We start from the raw sequence: 21,425 nt of genomic DNA, 5'->3' as shown, positions 1-21,425 counted from the left end.
TGCCCGGCGGGGAGTTGAACGTTCCCTCGATCCAGCCCGCGTTCGCCCGGCCGGGGTGGCGGCCTGGCCGAGGTTGACATTGTTGATGGCCTCGGCGAAGGCGGGGATGGAGTTCGGGTTCTCATACCCCGGTTTCACCAGGTCCGTCCAGGTCATCCCCGGGTAATGGCCCAGCGCGTCGGTGATCGAGCCGTGTTCGAGCTCGTTGAAGACCTTGAGGCCCTTCTCGCTCAGGTAGGGCTTGATGTCGATGTCGTACCCGCAGGCGACGCCGATGGCCGCCATCGCACGCCGTTCCACACCAGGGAGCCGCTGACGTACTTCAGGTTGTGGGCCGGAGCGACGAGCAGCCCCCTTCGGCGAAGCCGACCAGCTGCCTGTTCACCTCAGGCGCGTACGCGGGGGGCCAGAGCTGCCGCCCAGTTGGTGGCGATGGCCCCGCCCGAGTAGCCCAGCAGGCCGAACCTGGTGCCGTCGTGCAGACCGGTCTCCTCGGCGCGGGTGCTCGCCCGGATCGCGTCCAGCGTGTACGTCGCGTACGCGGGGCCGGCCGCGAACTCGGCAGTCTGACCCTCGGTGTCCGGGATGACCAGGTCATAACCCTTGAGCAGCAGAGGGGCCATCAGGAGGGCTTCACCCTGGGGGATGATGCCGCCGAACGAGACGTCGCCGGCGACGGCCCGGGAAGGGCCGTCCTCCGGGTTGAGGGAGTCGTAGAACGACTGGTACGACACGGCCTTGCTGCCGTCGCCACTGTGGCTTCGGACCACCGTGGTCACGTTGGCCGAGGGCCGGCCCTGGGCGTCGGTCGAGCAGTAGAGCAGCTGGATGGCCTTCACCGGCGTCGGTATGCCGAGGCCGTGATAGTCCAGCGTGCGCTTCTTCAACACGTCACGCGGCTCGTACGAGGACAGCGGTTCCTTGCCGTCGTAGCGGTAGAACGGGTCGGACGGCGTGGTGGTCGCCAGTGGTACGAGAATCATGCGCAAGGTCGTCTCGGGTCTGTTCGTCTCGCTCGACGGTGTCGCCCAGTCGCCGGACCATTGGCAGTTCGCGTTCGACGAGGAGATGGGCGCGGCGCTGGCCGGCACGCTGGAGACATGCGACACGATCCTGCTGGGTCGGGTGACGTTCACCGAATGGGCCGGGTACTGGCCGACGGTGGCGAACGGCGAGGACGCCGGCTTCGCCCAGTGGATCAACAAGTCGCCGAAGCACGTCGTGTCCTCGACCCTGGACAGCGTCGACGACTGGTCCAACAGCACTCTGATCAAGGGCGACCCGGCCGCCGCGGTCAAGGAGCTCAAGGCGGGCGAGGGCAAGGACATCACCGTCGCGGGCAGCCCGACACTGGTGCGTTCCCTGCTTGAACAGGACCTGCTGGACGAGCTGGTCCTGCTGATCCACCCGGTCGTCGCCAGCGAGGGTCGCAAGAAACTGTTCGCCAACGACGCCCAGCTGAAGAAGCTGGAGCTGGTCAGCGCCCAGCCCACCAGCAGCGGCGTGATCATCGCGGCCTACCGATCGGTGTGCTGATCCGGTACGGTCTGCTTTCCGGACCGGATCATGACGCTCGTCGGTCGATGGCAGGGCTCCAGTTCTTCGGGCGGGGAGGTCTACCGCGGGCCGCCGGTCCGCCTGGTCGTAGCCTTCCCTCATGGTCCCGATGATCCGCGCCGCCAGCTTGCGCGGCTTCGTCCCGCTCGTCGAGCGACTGGGTGGTGAGGCGGACGCGCTACTCGCCCGGTTCGGCCTCACCCGGCAGGCGCTGGACTCGGACGAGGCTCTCATCCCCATCACGGCGAACGACCTCGTCCTCGACGCGGCAGCGGCCGAGCTCGGCTGCCCGGACCTCGGCCTGCGCCTGGCGGAGGCGCAGGACCTGAGCATTCTCGGCCCGCTGGCGGGGGTGATCGAATCGTCCTCGACGGTCGCCGAGGCACTGGCCCTCGCGTCGAGGTACATGTTCGTCCACAGCCCGGCACTCAGCGTCGGGGTCCAGGCCGACCCGCCTTGCTCGTCGAGGTGAAGCAGGCCTTCGTAACGTGGATGCCGGCACGCTGATGCCGCAGGTGGGGCCGGGAAGGATCTGCTGGGGAGGGGCTCGTGCATCACGAGAGCAAGATCGATGTCTACCTCGGTCTGGACGTCGGCAAGGGCGAGCATCATGGCACTGCCCTCACCCCAACAGGCAAGAAGGTGTTCGACAAACCGCTGCCGAACAGTGAACCGCGGCTGCGGGAACTGTTCACGAAGTTGCAGGCCAAGCACGGAACGGGGCTGGTCGTGGTGGACCAGCCCGCGTCTATCGGGGCCCTGCCGCTGGCTGTCGCCCGTGACGCGGGCTGCCGCGTGGCCTACCTGCCAGGGTTGACGATGCGGCGGATCGCCGACCTGTATCCAGGCGAGTCGAAGACCGACGCTCGTGACGCGGCGATCATCGCCGATGCTGCACGGACCGTGCCGCATACCCTGCGAGACCTGGCGCCAGATGATGAAACAGTCGCCGAGCTGAACATGATCGTGGGCTTCGACGACGACCTGGCCGGTGAGGTGACCCGGGTCAAGAACCGGATGCGCGGGCTGCTGACTCAGATCCATCCCTCGCTGGAGCGGGTTCTGGGCCCTCGGCTGGATCATCCGGCGGTGCTGTTCCTGCTGGAACGCTACGGATCGCCTGCCCAGTTGAGGAAGGCGGGCCGCCGGCGGCTGATAACGATGCTGCGGCCCAAAGCACCGCGCATGGCAGAACGTCTCGTCGAGGACATCTTCACCGCCCTGGACGAGCAGACTGTCATCGTTCCCGGCACCGAGGCCGCAGCCTTGATCGTTCCCAGCCTGGCGGGCTCGCTGGCCGCAGTGCTCGACCAGCGCAAGCTCCTGGCCGGCAGGATTGAGGAGCTCCTGGCGGCGCACCCTCTTTCACAGGTCCTGACCTCGATGCCCGGCATCGGGGTCAGGACCGCAGCCCGCATCCTCATCGACGTCGGTGACGGCAGCGGCTTCGCCACCGCCGGACACCTGGCCGCCTACGCGGGGCTGGCACCGGCCACCCGCCGGTCCGGCTCCTCCATCCGCGGCGAGCATCCAGCCCGGCGAGGCAACAAACAGCTCAAGCGAGCCTTCTATCTCGCCGCGTTCGCCTCACTGTCGCAGCCGGACTCACGCGCCTACTACGACAGGAAACGCCGCGAGGGGAAGCACCACGTCGCGGCCCTCGTCTGCCTCGCCCGACGCCGCATCGATGTCCTCTTTGCGATGCTTCGAGACGGCACCTTCTACCAGCCGCCCACACCCACTACGGCTTGACGAAAACCATAGGGGCACTTTTTAGCGCGGACGTGAGCGGAGTCGAGGACCGCCCGGGACAGGTCGATCAGGCCGTGGCCGTCCAGGAGCTCGAGCACCTTCTGGTGCAGCCGGCCCCACACCCCGGCTCTGGACCAGATCAGAAACCGGCGGTGCACGGTCGACTTCGACGCCCCGAAGCACGGCGGCAGGGCCCGCCACGCGCAGCCACTGACCAGCACGTAGATGATCGCGGCGAACACCGCCTCATCATCGATGTTCGCCACCCCGCCGCCTTGCGGCCGCACACGAGCGGGAGGCAGCAACGGCTCGGCTATCTCACACAATCCCTCCGGAACGATCCATCCCCACCGTCCACTCCCCATGACCAGCTCAACAGACAAACAGCCATGTAGGACACGGTCTAAGTCCGGTGGCAGCCATCCCTTCTTCCTGCGCCGTTCCGCTTGTCGGAGTGCTTCTGGAGCTCCGCCCCCTCCTCAGATGGAGACGCCCAGATCCCATGCCCGGCACCGCCCGGCGCACTGGCTACCTCAGTGGATCCTCAAATGCCTTGCCCCTGGTGACGCGAAGACCCAAGCATGATCGTTATGAGCGGATTTCCGAGCTGGGGCAAGAAGACCGACACCGTTCTCGTCGTCCGGGAGGCGGACACGATCGCGGCCGGCCTGCGGGACGCGCTGGCCGAAGCGGCCCCTGACGAGCGACCGGGTCTGGAGCGAGCGCTCGCTCTGGCCGAGGCAGCCGCCACGGTTCCCGACGCCGAGCGCCGAGCCGAATGGGTGCATGGGCGACTCGCCGAGGCCGGGTTCACCGGGGATATCGCCTCGATCGCGGCACTCAAGGCACTGCGCCAGGCGGAGCCGAAGCTGAGCCTGCTGGCCGCGGTCCAGCTGCAGAAGGACGCGGTGGCGCATCCTGCCTGACACCTTCCGCGTCGAAGCGCTCCCGAGACACGCGGGGGGCCATCCCCGCGCGAGCGGGGAGCAGAACACGGCGGCCTCCAGGCGGGCCTGGTCCCGCGGTCCACGCCGAAGGCGTCGTGGACGACACACCGCCCTGATCGTCGACGCAGGCCTCATCGCACGTCAGGATCAGACCCGATGAGACCCGCTTCCGCTTTCCCCCACCCGCCACGGCGGCTCTGCGGTCTGCCATGGCACGCGTGACCTTGAGCGCCCAAGGCGCCGCTTCTCCCGATACGGTCTGGCAGCGCTACGCCGACATCCACCAATGGGCGTCCTGGTCCCCACAGATCAAGGCCGTCCACTCCTCAAGCCGCCGCCTGAGTTCCGGCATGAGCGGCACAGTCGAATCAGTCGCCGGCATCCGTGCCGCGTTCGTCGTGGAAGCCGTCGACCACGACCGCCGCACCTGGACCTGGCGGGTACGACTGGCCCGCATCCAGATCCGGCTCCACCACGAGGTGAAGCCACAGGGCGGCGGCAGCGCCACGAGCCTGACGATGCACGGCCCGCGACTGGCACTACTCGCCTACACGCCCCTCGCCCGGCTCGCTCTGCACCGCCTCGTGCAGCCCTGACGCCACTGCCGGCTGCCGGGCCCTGCCTGGCCCGGTACACCGCGCACAGCGGCCCCGCAGACAGGAGGAGCAGGGTTCCACTGCTGGGCCTGCGGGGCCGGTGCACCACCCACGTACCCTGCGGTGCGCCCGATACGCCCGATCCCTCCCATCCGGGTGCGCAAAGGTGCTCTTCACGCGAGTGGGGCCCGGCCGTATCCGGCCGGGCCCCACTCACCTCGCGCACGTGGCGCGCTGCTTGGCATCTGTCGCCTGTCGGCTACCAGCGGTACCAGCGGCCCTTGCGGCCGCCGCTGTCCGCGGTACGGACGACGAAGCCCAGCAGCCACACGACAAGCACGATCACCGCGATCCACCACAGGGCCTTCAACGCGAAACCCGCACCGAAGAGGACCAGAGCCAGCAGAAGAACCAGAAGCAGGGGAACCATCGTTATCAACCTCCTGGCCACCGCATGCCCTCACCTCAGACCGACATGCTCACAAAGCCAGGAGTTATTTCGACGATGCACGGGGCATATTCACACACTGCGTGCCACACAGCGCTCCCCCGGCCCCGCCCCTCACTCCCCACGACACCCTCTGGTGAACTGCGGTGAGGCGGGGCCCGAGTCAAGACGTGTCGCCGCCGTAGTGAAAGCAGCAGGCGATCCCCGAGCCCGGCGTGCACGGCTCGCCGGCGCCATGGCCATGCAGGGCGCGGCCGCCGGGCCACTTCGGCAGCTCGGCGGCCAGGGCAACACCGTCAGCGACCTCCTCGGTTCAGGCCCAGACCCGAAGGAGGACGGCGTCCCCTGCGTCCACCTCACCACGCAGCTCTCCAACAGCCCGTCGTGCGCCTCCCGATACCGCGCATGGTGGCGCGGTTCGCGGGCACAAGGACCGGGAGCGGAGGACATGACCGCTCCTTCAGGGCCTGCGGCCTCCCCGTCCGTAAGGCCCGGGCATGGTGGAGACCGGCCCGCACTCGCGATGGTGCGGGCCGGTCCTCGCACGTCCGCCCGAGCCGGCCTCACCCGAGGTCGCTGACGGGACACGGCGCAGGTGCCGGTGAGGACGACCAGGCCGCGGGGTGGCGGGCTGGGAGTGGGAAGTGGACGCCGGCCGGGCTGAGACACGGCGAGCTGGGAGCAGGAGTGGTATGGGGCCGGGTGGGTGGGTGGGTGCGTGTGAATGACCGCTGGATGGTGTCGGGCTCGTGCCGGACGACGCATGCGGATGATCTGTTCGTCGAGGGGGCGGCGCAGAGCCGGGCGAAGGCGCTGTGTACCGGGTGTCCTGTGAGGGCCGAGTGCCTGGCGCATGCTTTGGACGGCCGGATCGAGCACGGGGTCTGGGGCGGGATGACAGAACGAGACAGGCGCGCCCTGTTGAAGCGCCGGCCTCTGGTGCGGTCCTGGGCCCGGCTGCTGGATGCCGCCAGGCGTGAGCATGAAGCCGGAGCGTTGTCTGTGAAGCGCGCTTCCGCCTGACCGACCACTGAGCCCTTCCCACCCCGCGACGGTGTAGAAGACGGGCACGGGGACCGCTTCCCCTGCCCGGGCACCGGAGTGGCGGCGAGCAGGGGTGGTCCGCTCGTTGTCCCGGCAGACCGGACCAGTCCATGATCTGGTCCGGTCCTGGTGGTGAGGGCGTGGCGGGTGGTCAGTCGTCGGGTGTGGTGTTGACCGTGCCGCAGTTCCAGCACGTCCATTCGCCGGGCAGCTCGTAGTGGGTCGTGGTCCAGAACCCCTTCGGCCGCCCTGCGATGATGTTGATCTCCCAACAGGTCCCGCAGTGGAACTCGAAGTCCTCCATCCGGCCAGGATGGCGGCGGCCGGGGCGGCGCGGGGCCGGTTACTCGGGACGTGACCGGATTCCGTGACCGGCACGGACGACCAGGTGCTCGTCGGCCTGCTTTGACAGGGCGTGGTCGACGGAGCCGGAGGCCGGTCCGCCCTCGGTGCCGGCGCCGACGGCCTGGCGGATCTCCCAGGTGCGCAGCGGTTCGGAGGCGAGCGATTCTGGTCTGGCTAACTGGTGACTCAAGCATGCGCAAGTCTGGAGAATGGCCGGTCATGGATACATACGCCGCCCCATACCGGCGTCACCGCGTCGCCTCCGCCGCCGTGACGACCAGATTGTTCTGATACCCGCCCGCGTCGGACAGGTAGGGGCCGGTACAGGTGATCAGCGTCAGCACGGATCGGCCGTCCCTGCGGAACGCTTCCGAGTCGGCGAGGGCCTTCTTGCCCACGGTCCGGCGCTCGGTGATCTCGTAGGCGATCGTGCTCCCGTCCTTGCGTTCGACCAGCACGCGGTCCCCCTGCCGTACCTCGTTCAGCGCGTTCAGCACACCGAGACCGCGGCCCTTGGCGTCCACATGACCGACGACGACGGAGGAGCCGGCGGCGGAGCCGGGCGCGGGTGAGAAGCGGTACCAGCCGACCCGGTCCGGGTCCGGCGGAACCTCCATCAGGCCGTCATCGGTCACACCCACCGAATCGACGGGAGCGCGCAGGTCCAGCCGCGGAATCAACAGTTCCTGCGGCTCCGGGACGCGGGAGGAGCCGAGACGGTCCGGTGCCTCCGTCGTGTTCGCGGCCGCGGGCGGCGGTGCCGGCTCCGGCGGCTGGGGCCGAGCCGTCGTCGGTGCCGCGGCCGTCGTCGGCGGGGAACCGAAGTCGGCGGCCCGGGCGAGCTCGTCACGCCGGACGGCGACGACGAGCATCGTGGAAAGGATGACGCCGATGAGCGCCATGACCGCCCCGAAAATCTTGTTGTTCCCCGTCCAGGGCGTGCTCATCGCGGTCGGCCTTTCGGCGTAGAGGAACTCCGGGTACGCTCGCCCCGCCTGGGCTGGGTGGACGCACCCGGAGATCCGTACGGAGAGAGGTCGTACCGTGGGTCACACGGCGTCGGTGCGTCGGCGCAGGAGGTAGCCGCCGGCGCCCAGGGCGAGGACCGCGCCGGCGGCCAGGGCGCCCAGGGAGGCGTCGTCGTTTCCGCCCGCGGCCTGTCCGGTCTCCCCGGCGGGCACCCCGTTGGGCGCGGAGTGCATGCCGGTGATGGTCTGGGTCTTCAGGGCGAGGTTCTTGTCCGTCGCGCTGCCCCAGGCGTAGACGATCGTGTTGCTGCCCTCGGCCAGGTCGAGGTCCGCCGGGCCGATCGCCACGGTGTCGGTGCCGGCGAGGACGACGTCGGCGTTGACTGTGCCGGCCGCCACCTCGCCCTTGGCCTCCTTGGGGTTCTCCAAGCCCTTGAAGACCGCGGTGCCGTCGGCCCGGACATCGACGGCGGGTGCGGCCGCGACGTGGCGGACAGTCAGACGGGCCTCGCCCGCCGGTACCTTCGAGGTGTCGTTGACGAACGCGTCGAGAGCGGGCTTGCCGTCGGCCGTGAGGTGGGCGACCAGCGTCGCGTTCGCCCCGGCGGGCACCTCGACCGTCTTCTCGATCGCCGGGGTGCCCTCGGGGCCCTCGCCGTCCTTGAAGACCTTGATGTCGTAGGAACCCGCGTCCAGCTTCATCGGATCGGTGAGCGTACCGGGCTTGAAGTCCGGCAGCAGTTCCTTGTCCCCCGCGAACACGTCCACGGTCAGGCCCGGCACCGCGTGCAGCACCGACACCGTGGCCTGGCCTTCGGCCGTCTGGGACTGAGCGAACGCGGGAACGCCGGCAGTGACGGACAACGCGACGGTGATGCCGGCGGTGAGGGCCGCGCCTGCGGTACGAATGGTCATGGAGATCATCCCCATCATCCGGTCGAGAAGGTCTCGAACCCTGTGTGGTGAGGTATTCCGTCGACGTGGACGGATCGGTTTCACTCAATGCTTGAAATCTTTATTTCACTCCGGTCGGAGGTCTGACGGGACGACACGTCCAGTGGCCGCACCCGTGGTGGCGGACCAGGGGGAGCACTCGGCCTTGGAGGCAGGGCGGCGAAGAACATCCTTGTGGGCAGGCCGGGCACGACGTTCCGACAGGCGGTGGAACGGACGAGGGTGACAACGGAACCCCTTTCTTGTCCGGTCGGCCTCGTCGCCTCTTCCTCCACAGCGACACCGCCGCGACCACGACGAGTACGGTCGCGGAAGGCGCCCCGTGATGGCCACGCTCGAAACTCGTGGCAGGCCTGGTCCTCGATGCCGGACGGCCGACGTGAGCGGTGAGGAGCACGTACCAGCCCCGGAGAGACCCGGAAACCACCGCCCGCTGACAGACCTCAGACTTCGATCAGAAACACTTCGTCGACGTAGCACCATGCCCATGCCTCGTCACGGGCCAGCGAAAAGACGACCGGATGACCTGTGGCCTCGTAATGAGCGTGGGCGTGTTGCCCTCGGGAACTGTCGCAGCACCCGACGGCTCCGCAGGTCACGCACCAGCGCAGGCGGACCCAGCCGTAGCCGAGAGCCACGCATGCCGGGCAGACAGCGGACGGCACGGTGGCCGGGAGGCGCGTAAGCATCGAGGCATGAGTGCACACCGAGCCCTGCGGACGGCCACCGTCTGGAGCGGCACTCCATACCGATGACGAAGGCGTTGTGGTGTCTTCGTCCAGAGTCTCCGCTTCGTCCGGCGGGGTCTTATGGATTTCGCTCATGGTCGGTCCGCCTCCGCACCGGTACCGGGCGCACACTCACGTGGGGGTACGCGAGCTTGGCGCTGTGCCGTTCATGCCGTGCACGGGCTCGTCAGTCGCCGTGCCCCGTTCCACCGCTGCCGAAGCCACCGCTGGAGATGCCGCGCCACTTGCGCTGCTCCTCGCTCTGGGGTCCGAGGTCGGTCTCACCCGAGCTTTTGAGGTTGTAGGGCATCAGTCGATGCTCCGCGTCTGTGTGCGGCATCTCCGCGGGCTTGCGGTACTCCGCGACCTCGCCCGGCAGTCTGTCCGTCTCGGGCCGACGCGGCTGGGACTCGGGTCGGGGCGGAGGGAGCTCCTTGTTCTTGAGGCGGATGCCGAGCACGAAGGCTCCGATGAGAACAACGACGACAACGAGTCCACCGAGCACCTGGGCGAGCCCCGACTGCCAGACACCGGCAGCCAGCAACGGCTCGCCGAGGGAATACGTGTCCATGAGGAGTTCCGTTCGTGTGACCGTGTCTCGGTGGCACGGGCCTCGGAGGCACGGTGATCAAGAGCGACCATCCTGTTTTCCGCGCGAGGATCGGTGACGGATGCACGCATCCTCCGGATGCCGTCGCGGAGACGGCCTCGCCCCGACGCGTCTCCCCGCCCGTATGCCGCAGGGCCGCGCGGAGAGCAGGCCGGTGTTCTGGCAAGCCGTTGCGGTTTTCTCCCCGCCCCACCCCTTCTGCAAGGCGACCTTCATGCGTCGCGCCGCATCCAGCAGGCGAGGGCCGAGGGAAGACCGGTCAGCAGACACGCCACGGGCTCCGAGTCGAAAAAGGATGTCAGGCGCCCGGGTGCCGACCGCGGACGAAGAGGAGCTCTCGGCGAGGGAAACGGATGTGGCACTGCACGCTTAGACCGTGTCCTAAAGGCTGTCCCGCAAGTGCGGCCGTGCCGTGACCCGAGACCGGCTCGATAGGGTCAGGAACACAGCCGACAGAAGAGGACCGTTCGATGGCCACGTACGACCAGCTGACCAAGTGGGCCGGTCTGGGGCATGTCACGCGAGCCGGACGGGATGTGGTGGCCGACTGGCGGATCCCGGACTCCGCGAAGGCACAGCTCGTCGAGGTGGGCATCCCGGTGGCTCCGCGCCTCATCGAACGAGTCGTGATACAGAGCGAGGCTGAGCCGGCCCTGCTCGCTTCCCGAGGTCCGCTCTACCGTCTCACCGAGCAGGCGGACCCCGATGAGCCGGCCGGTCGGTCATCGTTCGGTGTCGAGCCGGAGACCGGGGCCGTCTACTTCGTCATGCCGGATGGGGAGGCATGGTTCGCCAACTCGGGTGTCGGCGTGTGGCTCGACGTCCTTCACTGTTACGGCAGTCGCGTCCGAGCCTCAGAGCTTTTCAGCGAGCCGGACGGCCCCGAGGAGTACTTCTCTGAGGAGGAGGAAGAGCGGGCCTTCGCCGAGCTGAACCGGCTGGCCGAGGAGCTGAAGGAGATCGACCCGGCGGCCTTCAGCGGCTACGAGGGGTTTCTCTGGCCCGGGCTCCTGGACCGCTGGCTCTACTGACCTCGGCCCGGCAGAGTCACGGGCCGTATGCCTCAGGGCGGGCAGGGATGTCAGGCCCGCCACTGAGATGATCTTCATGTGGGGGCTGTGATCACGGCGTCGGAGCCGTCATGGACAGCGCCGTACTCCGGGCTGAGTCCGAAGCAGTTCGGGAAACTGATCACCATGCTGCGGCGCGGAGGCCCGCCCCTGGTTTGCAGGGGTCGTCCGTGGAGTCTGCCGCTGGAAGACCGGGTGTTGCTGGTTGCCGCGTACTGGCGGACGAACCTGACCTTGCGGCAGTCGGCTCCCTTGTTCGGGGTCTCGAAGTCGGCCGCGGGCCGGATCGTGAACCAGTTCGGGCCGTTGCTCGCACTGCGGCCGCGGAGCCGCTTCCGCAGAGACACGGTGCTGATCGTGGACGGCACCCTGGTGCCGACACGGGACCGCAGCGTGGCCGAGCAGTCCAAGAACTACCGCTACTCGACCAACCACCAGGTCGTCATCGATGCCGACTCACGCCTTGTCGTCTCCGTCGGCCGGCCGGTGCCCAGCAACCGCAATGACTGCAAGGCAGGGGAACTGTCCGGAGCCAAGAGCTCGGTCGGCAACACCACCGTGATCGCCGACGGTGGTTACCTCGGCACCGGCCTGATCATCCCGCACCGCCGAGAACCCGGCCAGACCGAGCTACCGGCCTGGAAGGAAGCCCACAACACCTCCCACCGCAAAGTCCGCGCCCGAGTCGAGCACACCTTCGCCCGCATGAAGACCTGGAAGATCCTCCGCGACTGCCGCCTGAAAGGCGACGGTGTCCACCACGCCATGCTCGGCATCGCCCGCCTACACAACCTTGCCCTGACTGAATAGTGGATCTATGCCGACGGCTGATGAGGAGCACGTCTGAGATCACTTGCGGGACAGCCCTTAGAGGCCGTATCGCCGCGACCGTCCTCGCGGCCGGCTCCATGGTCTGCCTCGTCGCCCTGCCGGCCTCCGTCCACGACGACGACCGCCACCGCACGCCGAAGGTGGAGATCAGCGCCGTCCAGGCCGACAGCCCCGGACGCGACACCCGCTCCAACCGGTCGCTGAACGCCGAGTGGGTCGAGATCGCCAACACCGGTCGCCACTCGGTCGACCTCGACGGCTGGACCCTGAAGGACGAAGACGGCCACCGCCACAAGTTCAACGACTTCCGCCTCGCCGGCCGCTCCACCGTCCGCATCCACACCGGCGAAGGCCGCGACACCCGCACCGACCTCTACCAGGACCGCCGCGACTACGTCTGGGACAACCACTCCGACACCGCGGCCGGGTCGGCCAGCTCGGTCAGGGAGTGCACGCAGGCGTCCATGCGGTAGGGGGAGTCCATGCCCGGGATCCACGTGACGAGCTGCCCCTCCAGCCGCGGGTGCCCCCTACATGGTGGACGAGGCCCTGAGCGTAGAGCCGGGCGATCGGCTCGGCGCGCAGGCGCTTGCCCTTCTTGGCGGTGACCTCGATGATCGCGGGCATCAGGCGGCCCTTCGTCTGCCCGCCGGCCACGAGCTTCGTCCACACCTGGACGATGATCTGCTTGGCCATGTCGCTGCCGAAGTTGTCCTCGCCGACGATCGCGTCGGCGTCCACAGGCCCCGAACAGCGGTGCCGCCAGCTGGGCACCGGGCCTCGGTAAGGAGGGTGACCGGTACGGTACACGGCCGGGCCACGACGATGCCTGCACCGACGCGGAGCGACCACGACGGCCCCGGCCACATCACGGCAGCAACGGAGTCCGGTCAGTCTGCTCTGCTGGCGGAGCGAAGTTCGTCAACTCGTCTTCAATGAATCCCAGTTGATGAGACAGCCAGGAGATGAGTTCTCGGCTTCAGCATAACTCGCTGACCCGATCCCGACGAGAACAAACATGACTTCAGTCACGGCCGTTTCGAATGAGTGTGTGATTTGGTGCCTGATGGTTGGCGCCTACAACTCATAAGGAGCAGTGGTGAAGTGAGGCTCTTACGCTTATCGAAGTGGCGGCACTTGGCCGCCGGTGCCGCGCTGGTGCTGGTGGCTGCGGGCACCGCAGCGGCTGCCCCCACGCCGCCTGGGGCCGGCCTGGGCGAGTCCCCGGCAGCGGTAGCGGCCGCGGGACCGCAGGACCTGGCGGCCATCGCGGCCGGAGGGTCGCGCCCGGTGTCGGGCAAGACGCCGTCGGCCGGCCCGAAGTTCGCGAAGTCGGGCACGGTCTGGCGGGTTATCGCGCCGGAGGTCGTGCTCCGTAACACGGTGACCGATGCTGATGGTGACACCGCGACTCTGACGTTCCAGGTGTACACCGCGAACGCGGACGGTACTCCGAAGGCGCAGGTCGATCTCGACGGATCGGGTCAGTACGGCGTGCTGGTGTCGTCGTATGTGGCCTCGGGTGCCACCGCGCAGGTGAAGGTTCCCTACGGCAAGCTGAAGCCGGGTGTGCTGTACAAGGTCCGCACCTCTGCCTTCGACGGCAGCTTGTACGAGACGGACTGGTCGCCGTGGGCGGACTTCCGTATCGATCCCTACGTGAAGTTCCCCGCGCCGCAGACCTCCTCGACGATCGACCCGAAGGCCCAGACCGAGATCGAGGTCACGCGCACCGACCCCGGGGCCATTGCTCTCACCGGCCTCAAGGCCACCGGCAAGCGGTCCTGCTCCACGGTCGACGCGCAAGGCCGCAAGCTGTGTATCGAGATCAGCCCGCCGTCCCAGCAGAGCGAGGAGCGCGCGGCTGCCCAGCGGGCCGCGGCCGTCGGGCCTGTCGACCTGGTGGAGTGGTGCGGAAGCAAGCCGCTCGGCAAGGACTACATGAACCGCACCGAGGTGTGCCTGAAGAACCTCGGTTCCGCCAAGCTCCTCTTCCTCGATACCGACCCGGAGCTGCCCTCCCTGGGCACGGCCAGCTTCGACCTGCAGCAGCGGATCAAGACATACCCGAACAAGGGTGCGTCCGGTTCGGACCTCGCAGAGTTCGATCAGCAGCTCGTCGCGATGCCCAGCCATATCGACGCCGCTCTCCAGGGCGTCAACCTCACCTGGCTGCCCACCAACAACTGCGCCGCCTGCAACACCACGCAGACGCGGTGGACGGACATCAGCGGAAACCCCGCCACCGGCCACTGGGGGTTCGCCGAGGCGGGCCCGCTCAACGCTCGCTACGGCACCGTCCAGACCTCCTGGTCCGGCACGGGCAAGCAGACCATCGACCTGGGATGGTCGATCCGGGCCACCGTGGACGTCAGTCTGACCTCCGAGGCGACCGCTGACTTCGGAACCTCCGGAATCACGCAGGTACGCGAGCTCGCGCCCCGCTGCGACACCCTCGTCAGCGGCTCGGCGCCCGGCTGCGTGCTGCCGTTCTACAAGACGACCTGGACGCTGGACACCAACCGGTTCCCCGCGGCGGGGGCGTACTACTGGTACATGCAGCAGGTGATGCCCGACCACGCCGGCTCGAGGCGGTGGGACTCGCTGATGCACTACCTGGGCCCGGACACGCCGCTGAAGAACAGCGCCGGTGGAACATGGACCTCCGAAAACAGCCGTACCCGCGTCTGTGACACCACCTGGAGCGTCCACCCGTCCGACGCCGCGGTGGGGTCGGTCGACTGCGACGAGTTCGCCATGGCCTCCACGCATGAGTCCGGCGGCTATCCCAACAGCGTCAACAAGGTCGACTCCGGCAGCAAGTGCGCACAGCTGTTCACCGACAAGATGGGCGACGGCTCGGCGAACTTCGCCCTCCTCGCCGACACCCGCACGGCGGCGAACGGGCCGGCCGGCACGGAACGCTGCGGGCGCGCGGCGATCCCCAGCACCCAGAACCAGCAGGCCTTCTCCGGCTTCCCCGTCCCCACGTGGCGCATGCTCGACGGTGACGGCTTCTTCCTGACCCTTCCCGGATACGAGCACTGCACGTCGACCGCGACCACCTGCACCTGGCGCAAGATCGGCTGACCTGATCCGAGCGCCGGGAACACCGCGCAGCACGAAAGGGGGCTGGCCCATGGGCCGGCCCCTCTTTCGCGCACATGGTCAGGCAGGCAGAGGCTGCCACCGGCGCTCCTGCGCGGCATCGAGCCGGCTCCCCCACACCAGAGCCCCCCCGATGAGGCCGGGCTTGTCATGTGTGGCAAGGGCAGGGGCCTCGAGCATGTCCGCAACGTCCTCCAGATAGGTCACCAGGGTGTCCAGCTCGTCTTCGGGACCCTCGTTGAACCGGGACCAGCGGCCCAGAAACCCGCTCTCCGCATCCAGGTAGAAGCCCGAGGTACGGTCGCTCGGCCCGAACGAGACCATTGGGATCCACGCGGCCCGCCACACCGTGAAACGGTCTTCCTCCGCACGCCGCGCGTTGAGGGTGTCCTCGTGAGCCTGCGCCTCCATCTGCTGACGGTAGAAACCGGCCACCGCGTCGAGGGACATCAAAGCCTCATTGCCGGGCAGACACCCCCGCCCGTCCACCCCGTCATCCCCGGACGTCACCGCCCACAAAGCCCGCAGGGCGGCCGGAATCCGGATGCCGAGCTCACCTTCCAGGCCGTCGATCGATGCCGGGCTCGCCCCGGGCCGAAGAGCCCGGAAGGAATCAGGAGCACTGCGCCGCAGCCAACTGGTGATCCGCTCCCAGGCATCAGCCACCTCCCTCCCCGTGACCAACGCATCAGGACGGTCGTCAGGGTGTTCCGGGTTCAGGCTTCGGTCCTCGCCGGTCGCGGCAGGATCGACGGGTTCGGTCGTGGAAACTACGGTCACGTACCGGATTTCAAGCCGGTCAGGTTCGCGGATGTAGCCGACATTCAGGGCGGGGCAGTCATCGAACAGGTCACCGTCCACGCTCACGGTGAGGATCCCGGGAAGGCCTGAAGGCCGCCCCATATCGGGGTCATCGGCCAGCTGGCCGGCCAGAACCCTCAAGGCGTAGGGGACACCGGCCCCGAGCCGAGCGGCACCCTCACGTAAGTCCGAGGAGATCTCAACGTTCACGACCCAGCACTCCTAGCAGATGCGGATAAAGCTTCCTGCCCCGCTCCACCCTAACGAGCTCGTACACGGTAGGCGGTGAGACGCCGAGCCGCGGGTGGTCGATCATGGTGGGGTGGTGGGGACCGTGACTCGTGCAGCGATCATCAGCAGTCGGCGGATCACGGGCCTGTCGGCCGATGTGATCGCTGAACTCGTCGCGGACCTGGGTCCGTCATGGCATGAGCGTCACGAGGCAAAGCTGGTCTCTCGGCCGCGGAAGCGGGCTGGGGGCGCCGGCGCGAAGCACCGACTGGTGTTCATCGACCGGCTCCTGGCCACGCTCGTCCACCTCCGTCACGGAGTCACCCATGACGGACTGGCCTGCTGGTTCGGCGTGGACCGTTCCCCCCTCACCCGGGCCATCGGCGAGGTGCGGCCCCTGCTCGCCGAGCGGGGTGCACGATCAGCCCCGGCGTCCGGCTGCGGACCCTGACCGAAGTCATCGATCACCTCGGTGCCAGCGGGCAGACCGGCATCATCGACGGCACCGAGATCCGGGTCCGCCGCCCGGCCGCCGGACGCAAGGACCGGGACACCTTTATCTCCGGCAAGAACCAGCAGAACGCCGTGAAGTCCATGATCTTCACCGACGGGGACGGGCGGCTACTGTTCTGCAGCCCGACCACACCTGGAAGCTGCGCGGACATCACCCACGCCCGCCAGTTAGGGCTGGTCAGGCTCCTGGCGGACGGTCCAGCGGTGGAGATCCTCGCGGACGCCGGCTACCAGGGTCTCGGAGCACAGACCGGCGGACGCGTGGTGACGCCACCGCACCGCAAGTTCAAGAAGAACGCCCCGGACTGGTACGAGGAAATGCACGAGCGGCAGCGCAAAGCGCATTCCTCCAGGCGGATCCGTGTCGAGCATGGCATCGCCCATCTGAAGAACTGGCGGGCACTGGCCCGCCACCTCAGCCGTCGTGAGCACATGAGCGACACGGTCCAGGCCGTCGCCGGCCTGCTCTCCCACCAGCAGACCGCAGACCTGAGCCCTCGACGACAGAGGTGAGCACCGGCCCCGCGCAGCCTTCGACGTCTCACCGCCTACCGTGCACGAGCTCCTTACGTGCGGGGGTGTCCCTGGGCATGGCGGGCGTCGTCGAGGATCTGTCGCCCGGAGACGCCATCAGGCCCGCGGCGCGGCAGGGCGCGGCGTTCGCGTTCGGTCATGCCACTCCACACGCCCGGACTCGGTCCGGTGGTCCCAGGCCTCTGCCGGGCGCTCGGTGCGCACCGTTCTTGCGTGGCTGTGCTGCGGGGTGCCCTGGACGAACAGTTCCTCCGGTTCGGCGGCCGGCGTGGCTCCCAGGCCCGTGGCCCGGCTCCAGGCCGTGGCCGCCCGTGCTTGCCGTATGCCTCATGCGCCCCTACCTGCGGGAAGCAGAGAACTATGGGCGGTGCGTGCTTCAGTCGCCGCCGTCCACGACTCGGGGGGTGTCCGCGGACGACAGCGCTGCCGCCCGTCTGCCCGCAATACCGCTCCTCACACCAGTCTTTCCCGAGAAGGGCGCGGGGGTGTGTGACGGTCGGCCTCGAGGGCGCGCGGAGGTGGAGCGGATGGGCCCCGCTCACTCGCCGGGCCCGGGGCCTCCCCCGCCCACAGGATCCGGCATGGGAAACACCGGCCCACACCGATGGTGGTCGCGTACGGGCCCTCCAGGAGTCCCGGCCGTATACGGCCGGGACTCCTCCACATCCGCCACCGCGCACCGGCCGCCGGCATGCGGTCAGCGGGCGAGGCGGCCTGGCCGGGCGGCACCCAGACCACCTCGCCGCACGGATACACGCCGGGGACCGGCGCGGAAATGCCCGATACGCGCTGTCAGTGCCGCAGGCCGGCGTGGAGCCGGGCCCTCGCGCACGGCTCACCTGGGGCCGGCGCACCCGCGAGGCTCCCGAGGCGGCCCAGCGCTGGTCGAGCTGTTCGGCCGCGGCGTGGAGGGGCGCCGTCCGCGCCAGTGATGTCCAGGGCGTTTTCCTCTCCTTCATGTCCGCCCACCGCACGAGCACCCCGTACGACTCCCTCCGCCCGGATGTCTGAACCACGGATGAGACGCTGTTCGCCGCGGTCATCTGCGGGCTTGTCAGCGGCTGTGCCTGGCGGACCCTGCCGCCCTGCTACGGCGTATCGAAGTCGACAGCACATCGCTGGTTCCTGGTCTGGTCGCGGGCTTTCGTAGGCTGCCACCGCGCATCATCCTGGGAGTCAAGGACGCAGATCAGCTGCAGCGACTTGTCGACTGCAGGTGCGATCCTTCGCGGGGAGCCGGCCCGTCGTCAGGTAGCGGGTGACGTCGGCGTCGGCACAGGACGGACGGCCGGTCACCAGCACCCCATGGCCTTCACCGCCCGCCACCGTGACCATGCGGGCGCCGTGCAAGGCGCGCCGCATTCCCTCGGCCATCGCCAACGGCGTCTGCGGGTCCCATTCGTTCTGCACGATCAACGCGTCGACGTCGTTGTCCACCACCGTGGCAGCCTCACGCGGAGCGGACTTCCAGAACGCACAGGGTTGGACGTTGGCGCCGAAGTCGCCCGCCAGGGGGCGGGCGGCGCGGTCCCGGATGGCGTCGCGGCGGTACTGTTCGGGATCACGCGGCCAGTTCCGGCCCTCGCCGCACAGAACGGCCCAGGCGACCGACACCATGTTGTCCATGTCCGGCGCTTCGGCCGCCGCGGGCGCGGCAGTACTGGCCGGGGCCGCGGCGCCCGCCGCCGCGGCCTTGAGCGCGACGACGAGCGGCGTGACGGCCTCGACCTGGACGAAGGCCCGGTACTGCGCCCGGATCGCGTCACCGTCGAACGACTGGCCCTCCAGCACGATCGGCGTGCGGTCAGCACGCGCGACCAGGTCCCAGAACGCCGCGCGCACCGCCTGCGGGGTCGCGCCCAGCCCGTACGTCGCATCGCGGGCTGCGGCCCACTCCGTCCAGCGGGTGAAGGCGAGCTCGGCCGCCTCGGTTGCACCGCGCAGCACTCCCCGCCAGACCAGCGCCGGGTCCAGCGCGCTGTCGAGGACGAAACGGTCCGTCCGCCGGGGGAACATCTGGGTGTAGACCGCGCCCAGGTAAGTACCGTACGAGTGCCCCAGGTAGGAGATCTTCCGCTCCCCCAGCGCGGCCCGGATCACGTCCATGTCCCGCGCCGTGTTCCGGGTGGTGATGTGTGGCAGCAGGTCCCCGGCCTTGTCCCGGCATTTGTCCGCGACGCTCCGAGCCCGGGCCACGTCCTGCCCGAACGTCTCGACGGAATAGGGGTGGTCGAGGACCTGTTCGTCCGCCGCCAGACCGCAGTGGACCGGCGCGCTGCGTCCGACGCCGCGCGGGTCGAAGCCGATCAGATCAAAGCGCTCACGCACCTCCGCCGCCAGCAACGGCGCCATCTCAGCCGGCATCGTCAGCCCCGGCCCGCCCGGCCCGCCGGGGTTCATCAGCAGGACACCGCGCCGCTTCGCCGCGCTGCCCGCCTTCACCCGCGACACCGCTATCCCGATGCTCCGCCCGTGCGGATCGCCGTAGTCCAGCGGCACCCTCACCGTCGTGCACTCCAACGACGTCGGCTGGTCCTGCGCGCAGCGCTCCCACCGCAGTTGCTGCCGCCCGAACCTCTCCAGCGGCTCCTGAGCCGCGAATGCGGTCGCCGGCGTAAGCGCGGCCAACACGGCCGTCGCCACCCCCGCCGTAAGGATGGAAGTCGTTCGTCCAGCTCGCAGCACTGCGCCGCCCCCTAATTTTTTGCGAAATTCGAACTCGCGGACCGTCTTAAGTCTCCGAGCCGAAGAGACCGCACCCCGTCCTGCTACAGGATGGCTTCATGATCCAACTCAAGTACCGGTGACCACCCCCCACCCCTACGGGACCAGCACCGCCAACCCTGAGCCAGGGAAACCAGCCCCGTCGGTCACCGCCAAGCCCCCTCTGCCGACCCATCACCGATGCGATGGCCCAGCTACAGGCAGCGCATAGGCGGCACGACGCGTGTCATCGACGGGCACCCCGAGACCGGCTGGGGATGGAACAGCGACCCGGACGAGACGAGCGGATCCGCTGGGCACGACCGCACCGCCGACACCCTCGACGACGCCTTGCACGCCGCGCGTACGGCCCTGGCCGCCTGACCGGCCCCCGTCGCACGCAAGGAAACGGCCGACGGGGCCCCGTCCGAAGACCGCCCCCGAAGACGGCGAGCAAGCCCCGTCGGCCGGCAGGCTCCCCAGAGGAGAACCAGTCACCACTGGTAGCCACCGGCATCCCGTCCCTCCGCCCGGCCGGAACGGCGTCACCTCCGCCGAGACCGCCGCGCACTACGGCGTGAACACCCGGTACGCCGCCGAAAATCCGCGCCGGGGCCGTCACCCGGATCGGCCCTCACCTGCTGGTAGGCGGGGGCGCGGCCTGGAGTTCGAGCCGTCGGCCGTGGCCACGTGCGTCGCCGAGCATCACCCGCGTGACGTGGCGGAGCTTGCGTCCGATCGGCTGTACACGGTCGGGGAGATCGTGGAGGAGACGGGAATCCGGCCGGACTTCATCCGTCCCGGCATCAGTCGGAGCGGGTGACCCAGCACAGGAAGGACCAGACATGGCGTTCACCGGGTGTGGCGAAGCAGGCGGCAGTCCGCGACGTGCTTCGGGTTGCGGGTCTTGCCTCGAGCGTTGCGCCAGGTGAGCGCCTGGAGCAGGTCGCGGGGTATCGGGGTGTCGAGGCGTACAGGTGTTGCGTCCGCGTGGACCGCACTGGCGTTGCAGCCGCCGGCTCCGAGCATCCACCAATCGTCGTGCCCAGGGAATGGCGGACCCTGCCACGTCGCTTGAGCAGCGCCGCAGCAGTCGCCGCGCTCCGTGTCGATGACTCGCATGCGGGGCACCACGAATACCTCGCAGGCGGTTGACGTGCAGTGCGTACACCTCGTCTTCGGCACGAGGGCCTGACCAAGTGCGTAGGGACCGGTGGGCTCCGGAGTGGGCGACCGGTGGCCGCTCGCGCGGCGTGGAGCATCCTGCGGCGCAACTCCGCGACGTTCCCGACCGGCTGAGCGAGGACCTCCCACCACGCGTCACTCAGCGAAAACCGTTCTGCCGCGACCGCGCCTCACCATGCCCCGGCGTCCATCGACCAGCCACCGCCACACCGTCCGCTCCGGTGCCCCCCCCCCGCCAACTCCGCCGGGATCCGCACATGCAGCGCAGTCAGGATCCCCTCCCGATTCACCCCAAGAAGCCGCCGTACCACCACACCCCGAGCCCTCGACGGTCACCTGTCGGTGCCCGGCCTGCTCGGCATGCTTGCGCGGGACTGCAAGGCCGTGGGCCCCACGGACACGCGCTTCGCCGGGCGCGCCCACACGCTCCGCGTGCTCGCGCGGTCCTCTGGGGAGCATCCGGACCACCGTGAGGAACGGCGTCTTCGGAGGCCGATCCA

General features: G+C 68.9%; 25 protein-coding genes and 3 pseudogenes. 14 read left to right on the top strand and 14 right to left on the bottom strand.

The annotated features are described in order from the left end of the window. Both ACFYUZ_RS38220 and ACFYUZ_RS38215 read right to left on the bottom strand, forming a co-directional pair. Positions 1-285 (bottom strand): annotated as a pseudogene (locus tag ACFYUZ_RS38220) (triacylglycerol lipase); the annotation flags it as partial. A gap of 101 nt (positions 286-386) precedes the next feature. Then, positions 387-983 (bottom strand): lipase family protein, encoded by a 597-nt coding sequence (locus ACFYUZ_RS38215; RefSeq protein WP_389317500.1) that lies wholly within the window; start codon positions 981-983, stop codon positions 387-389. On the opposite strand from ACFYUZ_RS38215, the gene ACFYUZ_RS38210 reads away from it, so the two are divergent. From ACFYUZ_RS38210 to ACFYUZ_RS38200, 3 genes are all read left to right on the top strand, one after another. Further along, positions 982-1,536, top strand: coding sequence for a dihydrofolate reductase family protein (locus ACFYUZ_RS38210; RefSeq protein ID WP_389317497.1), 555 nt, complete (start codon positions 982-984; stop codon positions 1,534-1,536). The genes ACFYUZ_RS38215 and ACFYUZ_RS38210 overlap by 2 nt on opposite strands. A 121-nt stretch (positions 1,537-1,657) precedes the next feature. Beyond that, complete coding sequence (locus ACFYUZ_RS38205; protein WP_389317494.1) at positions 1,658-2,029, top strand: AraC family transcriptional regulator ligand-binding domain-containing protein; 372 nt, start codon at positions 1,658-1,660, stop codon at positions 2,027-2,029. A 77-nt stretch (positions 2,030-2,106) separates the two neighbouring features. After that, positions 2,107-3,309 carry an IS110 family transposase gene (locus ACFYUZ_RS38200; RefSeq protein WP_389317491.1) on the top strand — a complete coding sequence of 401 codons (1,203 nt, stop codon included), beginning with the start codon at positions 2,107-2,109 and terminating at the stop codon, positions 3,307-3,309. 17 nt (positions 3,310-3,326) lie between these two features. Here the strand turns inward: ACFYUZ_RS38200 and ACFYUZ_RS38195 are convergent. Then, positions 3,327-3,674: pseudogene (locus tag ACFYUZ_RS38195) on the bottom strand (transposase); the annotation flags it as partial. 225 nt (positions 3,675-3,899) lie between these two features. Between ACFYUZ_RS38195 and ACFYUZ_RS38190 the strand changes: the two are divergent. Further along, positions 3,900-4,235, top strand: a complete 336-nt coding sequence (locus ACFYUZ_RS38190) for a hypothetical protein (RefSeq protein ID WP_389317512.1) — start codon at positions 3,900-3,902, stop codon at positions 4,233-4,235. Positions 4,236-4,465: 230 nt separating this feature from the next. Next, positions 4,466-4,852 (top strand): SRPBCC family protein, encoded by a 387-nt coding sequence (locus ACFYUZ_RS38185; RefSeq protein WP_389317488.1) that lies wholly within the window; start codon positions 4,466-4,468, stop codon positions 4,850-4,852. Between the two features lie 259 nt (positions 4,853-5,111). Here ACFYUZ_RS38185 and ACFYUZ_RS38180 read toward each other — a convergent pair whose 3' ends face one another. Continuing rightward, positions 5,112-5,282, bottom strand: coding sequence for a DUF5670 family protein (locus ACFYUZ_RS38180; RefSeq protein ID WP_345048512.1), 171 nt, complete (start codon positions 5,280-5,282; stop codon positions 5,112-5,114). 705 nt (positions 5,283-5,987) lie between these two features. Between ACFYUZ_RS38180 and ACFYUZ_RS38175 the strand changes: the two genes are divergently transcribed. Continuing rightward, positions 5,988-6,323 (top strand): WhiB family transcriptional regulator, encoded by a 336-nt coding sequence (locus ACFYUZ_RS38175; protein WP_389317485.1) that lies wholly within the window; start codon positions 5,988-5,990, stop codon positions 6,321-6,323. A 172-nt stretch (positions 6,324-6,495) separates the two neighbouring features. Here the strand turns inward: ACFYUZ_RS38175 and ACFYUZ_RS38170 are convergent, their stop codons facing one another. The 6 genes from ACFYUZ_RS38170 to ACFYUZ_RS38145 form a co-directional block, all read right to left on the bottom strand. After that, positions 6,496-6,648, bottom strand: coding sequence for a hypothetical protein (locus ACFYUZ_RS38170; protein ID WP_389317483.1), 153 nt, complete (start codon positions 6,646-6,648; stop codon positions 6,496-6,498). 39 nt (positions 6,649-6,687) lie between these two features. Beyond that, positions 6,688-6,879, bottom strand: coding sequence for a hypothetical protein (locus ACFYUZ_RS38165; RefSeq protein WP_389317481.1), 192 nt, complete (start codon positions 6,877-6,879; stop codon positions 6,688-6,690). A gap of 58 nt (positions 6,880-6,937) precedes the next feature. Continuing rightward, positions 6,938-7,636 carry a class F sortase gene (locus ACFYUZ_RS38160; protein ID WP_389317478.1) on the bottom strand — a complete coding sequence of 233 codons (699 nt, stop codon included), beginning with the start codon at positions 7,634-7,636 and terminating at the stop codon, positions 6,938-6,940. 102 nt (positions 7,637-7,738) lie between these two features. After that, positions 7,739-8,572, bottom strand: a complete 834-nt coding sequence (locus ACFYUZ_RS38155) for a DUF4397 domain-containing protein (RefSeq protein ID WP_389317475.1) — start codon at positions 8,570-8,572, stop codon at positions 7,739-7,741. A gap of 482 nt (positions 8,573-9,054) precedes the next feature. Further along, entirely contained in the window at positions 9,055-9,300 is a 246-nt protein-coding gene (locus ACFYUZ_RS38150) for a UBP-type zinc finger domain-containing protein (protein ID WP_389317509.1), read from the bottom strand. Between the two features lie 226 nt (positions 9,301-9,526). Continuing rightward, positions 9,527-9,910 carry a DUF6479 family protein gene (locus tag ACFYUZ_RS38145; RefSeq protein ID WP_389317472.1) on the bottom strand — a complete coding sequence of 128 codons (384 nt, stop codon included), beginning with the start codon at positions 9,908-9,910 and terminating at the stop codon, positions 9,527-9,529. Positions 9,911-10,419: 509 nt separating this feature from the next. On the opposite strand from ACFYUZ_RS38145, the gene ACFYUZ_RS38140 reads away from it, so the two are divergent. The 3 genes from ACFYUZ_RS38140 to ACFYUZ_RS38130 all read left to right on the top strand — a co-directional run bounded on the left by ACFYUZ_RS38140 (position 10,420) and on the right by ACFYUZ_RS38130 (position 12,323). Further along, positions 10,420-10,980 (top strand): SUKH-4 family immunity protein, encoded by a 561-nt coding sequence (locus tag ACFYUZ_RS38140; RefSeq protein WP_389317469.1) that lies wholly within the window; start codon positions 10,420-10,422, stop codon positions 10,978-10,980. Positions 10,981-11,058: 78 nt separating this feature from the next. Next, the gene (locus ACFYUZ_RS38135; RefSeq protein ID WP_389317466.1) at positions 11,059-11,829 is read left to right on the top strand and encodes a transposase; all 771 of its coding nucleotides are present in this window, start codon (positions 11,059-11,061) and stop codon (positions 11,827-11,829) included. 98 nt (positions 11,830-11,927) lie between these two features. Next, positions 11,928-12,323 (top strand): lamin tail domain-containing protein, encoded by a 396-nt coding sequence (locus ACFYUZ_RS38130; RefSeq protein ID WP_389317463.1) that lies wholly within the window; start codon positions 11,928-11,930, stop codon positions 12,321-12,323. Here the strand turns inward: ACFYUZ_RS38130 and ACFYUZ_RS38125 are convergent. Beyond that, positions 12,292-12,624, bottom strand: coding sequence for a hypothetical protein (locus tag ACFYUZ_RS38125; RefSeq protein ID WP_389317460.1), 333 nt, complete (start codon positions 12,622-12,624; stop codon positions 12,292-12,294). The two genes, ACFYUZ_RS38130 and ACFYUZ_RS38125, sit on opposite strands and share 32 nt — an antisense overlap. Before the next feature lie 363 nt (positions 12,625-12,987). Between ACFYUZ_RS38125 and ACFYUZ_RS38120 the strand changes: the two genes are divergently transcribed. Then, positions 12,988-14,940 (top strand): hypothetical protein, encoded by a 1,953-nt coding sequence (locus ACFYUZ_RS38120; RefSeq protein ID WP_389317457.1) that lies wholly within the window; start codon positions 12,988-12,990, stop codon positions 14,938-14,940. A 78-nt stretch (positions 14,941-15,018) separates the two neighbouring features. Here ACFYUZ_RS38120 and ACFYUZ_RS38115 read toward each other — a convergent pair whose 3' ends face one another. Then, positions 15,019-15,969 carry an SMI1/KNR4 family protein gene (locus ACFYUZ_RS38115; protein WP_389317455.1) on the bottom strand — a complete coding sequence of 317 codons (951 nt, stop codon included), beginning with the start codon at positions 15,967-15,969 and terminating at the stop codon, positions 15,019-15,021. Positions 15,970-16,261: 292 nt separating this feature from the next. Between ACFYUZ_RS38115 and ACFYUZ_RS38110 the strand changes: the two genes are divergently transcribed. The 3 genes and pseudogenes from ACFYUZ_RS38110 to ACFYUZ_RS38100 all read left to right on the top strand — a co-directional run. After that, positions 16,262-16,441 (top strand): transposase family protein, encoded by a 180-nt coding sequence (locus ACFYUZ_RS38110; RefSeq protein WP_389317452.1) that lies wholly within the window; start codon positions 16,262-16,264, stop codon positions 16,439-16,441. Further along, positions 16,411-17,016 (top strand): transposase family protein, encoded by a 606-nt coding sequence (locus ACFYUZ_RS38105; protein WP_389317506.1) that lies wholly within the window; start codon positions 16,411-16,413, stop codon positions 17,014-17,016. Before ACFYUZ_RS38110 ends, ACFYUZ_RS38105 begins: the two co-directional genes overlap by 31 nt. 1,032 nt (positions 17,017-18,048) lie before the next feature. Further along, a pseudogene (locus ACFYUZ_RS38100) lies at positions 18,049-18,186 on the top strand (transposase); the annotation flags it as partial. A gap of 27 nt (positions 18,187-18,213) precedes the next feature. On the opposite strand, the gene ACFYUZ_RS38095 reads toward ACFYUZ_RS38100, so the two are convergent. Next, positions 18,214-19,680, bottom strand: a complete 1,467-nt coding sequence (locus tag ACFYUZ_RS38095) for an alpha/beta hydrolase (RefSeq protein ID WP_389317449.1) — start codon at positions 19,678-19,680, stop codon at positions 18,214-18,216. Positions 19,681-19,941: 261 nt separating this feature from the next. Between ACFYUZ_RS38095 and ACFYUZ_RS38090 the strand changes: the two genes are divergently transcribed. Continuing rightward, positions 19,942-20,124: a hypothetical protein gene (locus ACFYUZ_RS38090; RefSeq protein ID WP_389317446.1), complete on the top strand. Its 183-nt coding sequence runs from the start codon at positions 19,942-19,944 to the stop codon at positions 20,122-20,124. A 468-nt stretch (positions 20,125-20,592) separates the two neighbouring features. On the opposite strand, the gene ACFYUZ_RS38085 is transcribed toward ACFYUZ_RS38090, so the two are convergent. Further along, positions 20,593-20,769, bottom strand: coding sequence for a hypothetical protein (locus tag ACFYUZ_RS38085; protein WP_389317443.1), 177 nt, complete (start codon positions 20,767-20,769; stop codon positions 20,593-20,595). Between the last annotated feature and the right edge of the window lie 656 nt (positions 20,770-21,425).

Source organism: Streptomyces sp. NPDC004266 (genome assembly GCF_042874095.1).
Taxonomy (GTDB): Bacteria; Actinomycetota; Actinomycetes; order Streptomycetales; family Streptomycetaceae; genus Streptomyces.
This window is presented reverse-complemented; position numbering and strand designations above follow the sequence as displayed.

Bases quoted from the DNA above. Each gene is read 5' to 3' on its own strand.
- ACFYUZ_RS38210 (WP_389317497.1), top strand. From the start codon at position 982: ATGCGCAAGGTCGTCTCGGGTCTGTTCGTCTCGCTCGACGGTGTCGCC.
- ACFYUZ_RS38215 (WP_389317500.1), bottom strand. From the start codon at position 983: ATGATTCTCGTACCACTGGCGACCACCACGCCGTCCGACCCGTTCTAC.
- ACFYUZ_RS38205 (WP_389317494.1), top strand. From the start codon at position 1,658: ATGGTCCCGATGATCCGCGCCGCCAGCTTGCGCGGCTTCGTCCCGCTC.
- ACFYUZ_RS38190 (WP_389317512.1), top strand. From the start codon at position 3,900: ATGAGCGGATTTCCGAGCTGGGGCAAGAAGACCGACACCGTTCTCGTC.
- ACFYUZ_RS38185 (WP_389317488.1), top strand. From the start codon at position 4,466: ATGGCACGCGTGACCTTGAGCGCCCAAGGCGCCGCTTCTCCCGATACG.
- ACFYUZ_RS38180 (WP_345048512.1), bottom strand. From the start codon at position 5,282: ATGGTTCCCCTGCTTCTGGTTCTTCTGCTGGCTCTGGTCCTCTTCGGT.
- ACFYUZ_RS38170 (WP_389317483.1), bottom strand. From the start codon at position 6,648: ATGGAGGACTTCGAGTTCCACTGCGGGACCTGTTGGGAGATCAACATC.
- ACFYUZ_RS38160 (WP_389317478.1), bottom strand. From the start codon at position 7,636: ATGAGCACGCCCTGGACGGGGAACAACAAGATTTTCGGGGCGGTCATG.
- ACFYUZ_RS38155 (WP_389317475.1), bottom strand. From the start codon at position 8,572: ATGACCATTCGTACCGCAGGCGCGGCCCTCACCGCCGGCATCACCGTC.
- ACFYUZ_RS38150 (WP_389317509.1), bottom strand. From the start codon at position 9,300: ATGCTTACGCGCCTCCCGGCCACCGTGCCGTCCGCTGTCTGCCCGGCA.
- ACFYUZ_RS38145 (WP_389317472.1), bottom strand. From the start codon at position 9,910: ATGGACACGTATTCCCTCGGCGAGCCGTTGCTGGCTGCCGGTGTCTGG.
- ACFYUZ_RS38140 (WP_389317469.1), top strand. From the start codon at position 10,420: ATGGCCACGTACGACCAGCTGACCAAGTGGGCCGGTCTGGGGCATGTC.
- ACFYUZ_RS38130 (WP_389317463.1), top strand. From the start codon at position 11,928: ATGGTCTGCCTCGTCGCCCTGCCGGCCTCCGTCCACGACGACGACCGC.
- ACFYUZ_RS38090 (WP_389317446.1), top strand. From the start codon at position 19,942: ATGCGATGGCCCAGCTACAGGCAGCGCATAGGCGGCACGACGCGTGTC.
- ACFYUZ_RS38085 (WP_389317443.1), bottom strand. From the start codon at position 20,769: ATGCTCGGAGCCGGCGGCTGCAACGCCAGTGCGGTCCACGCGGACGCA.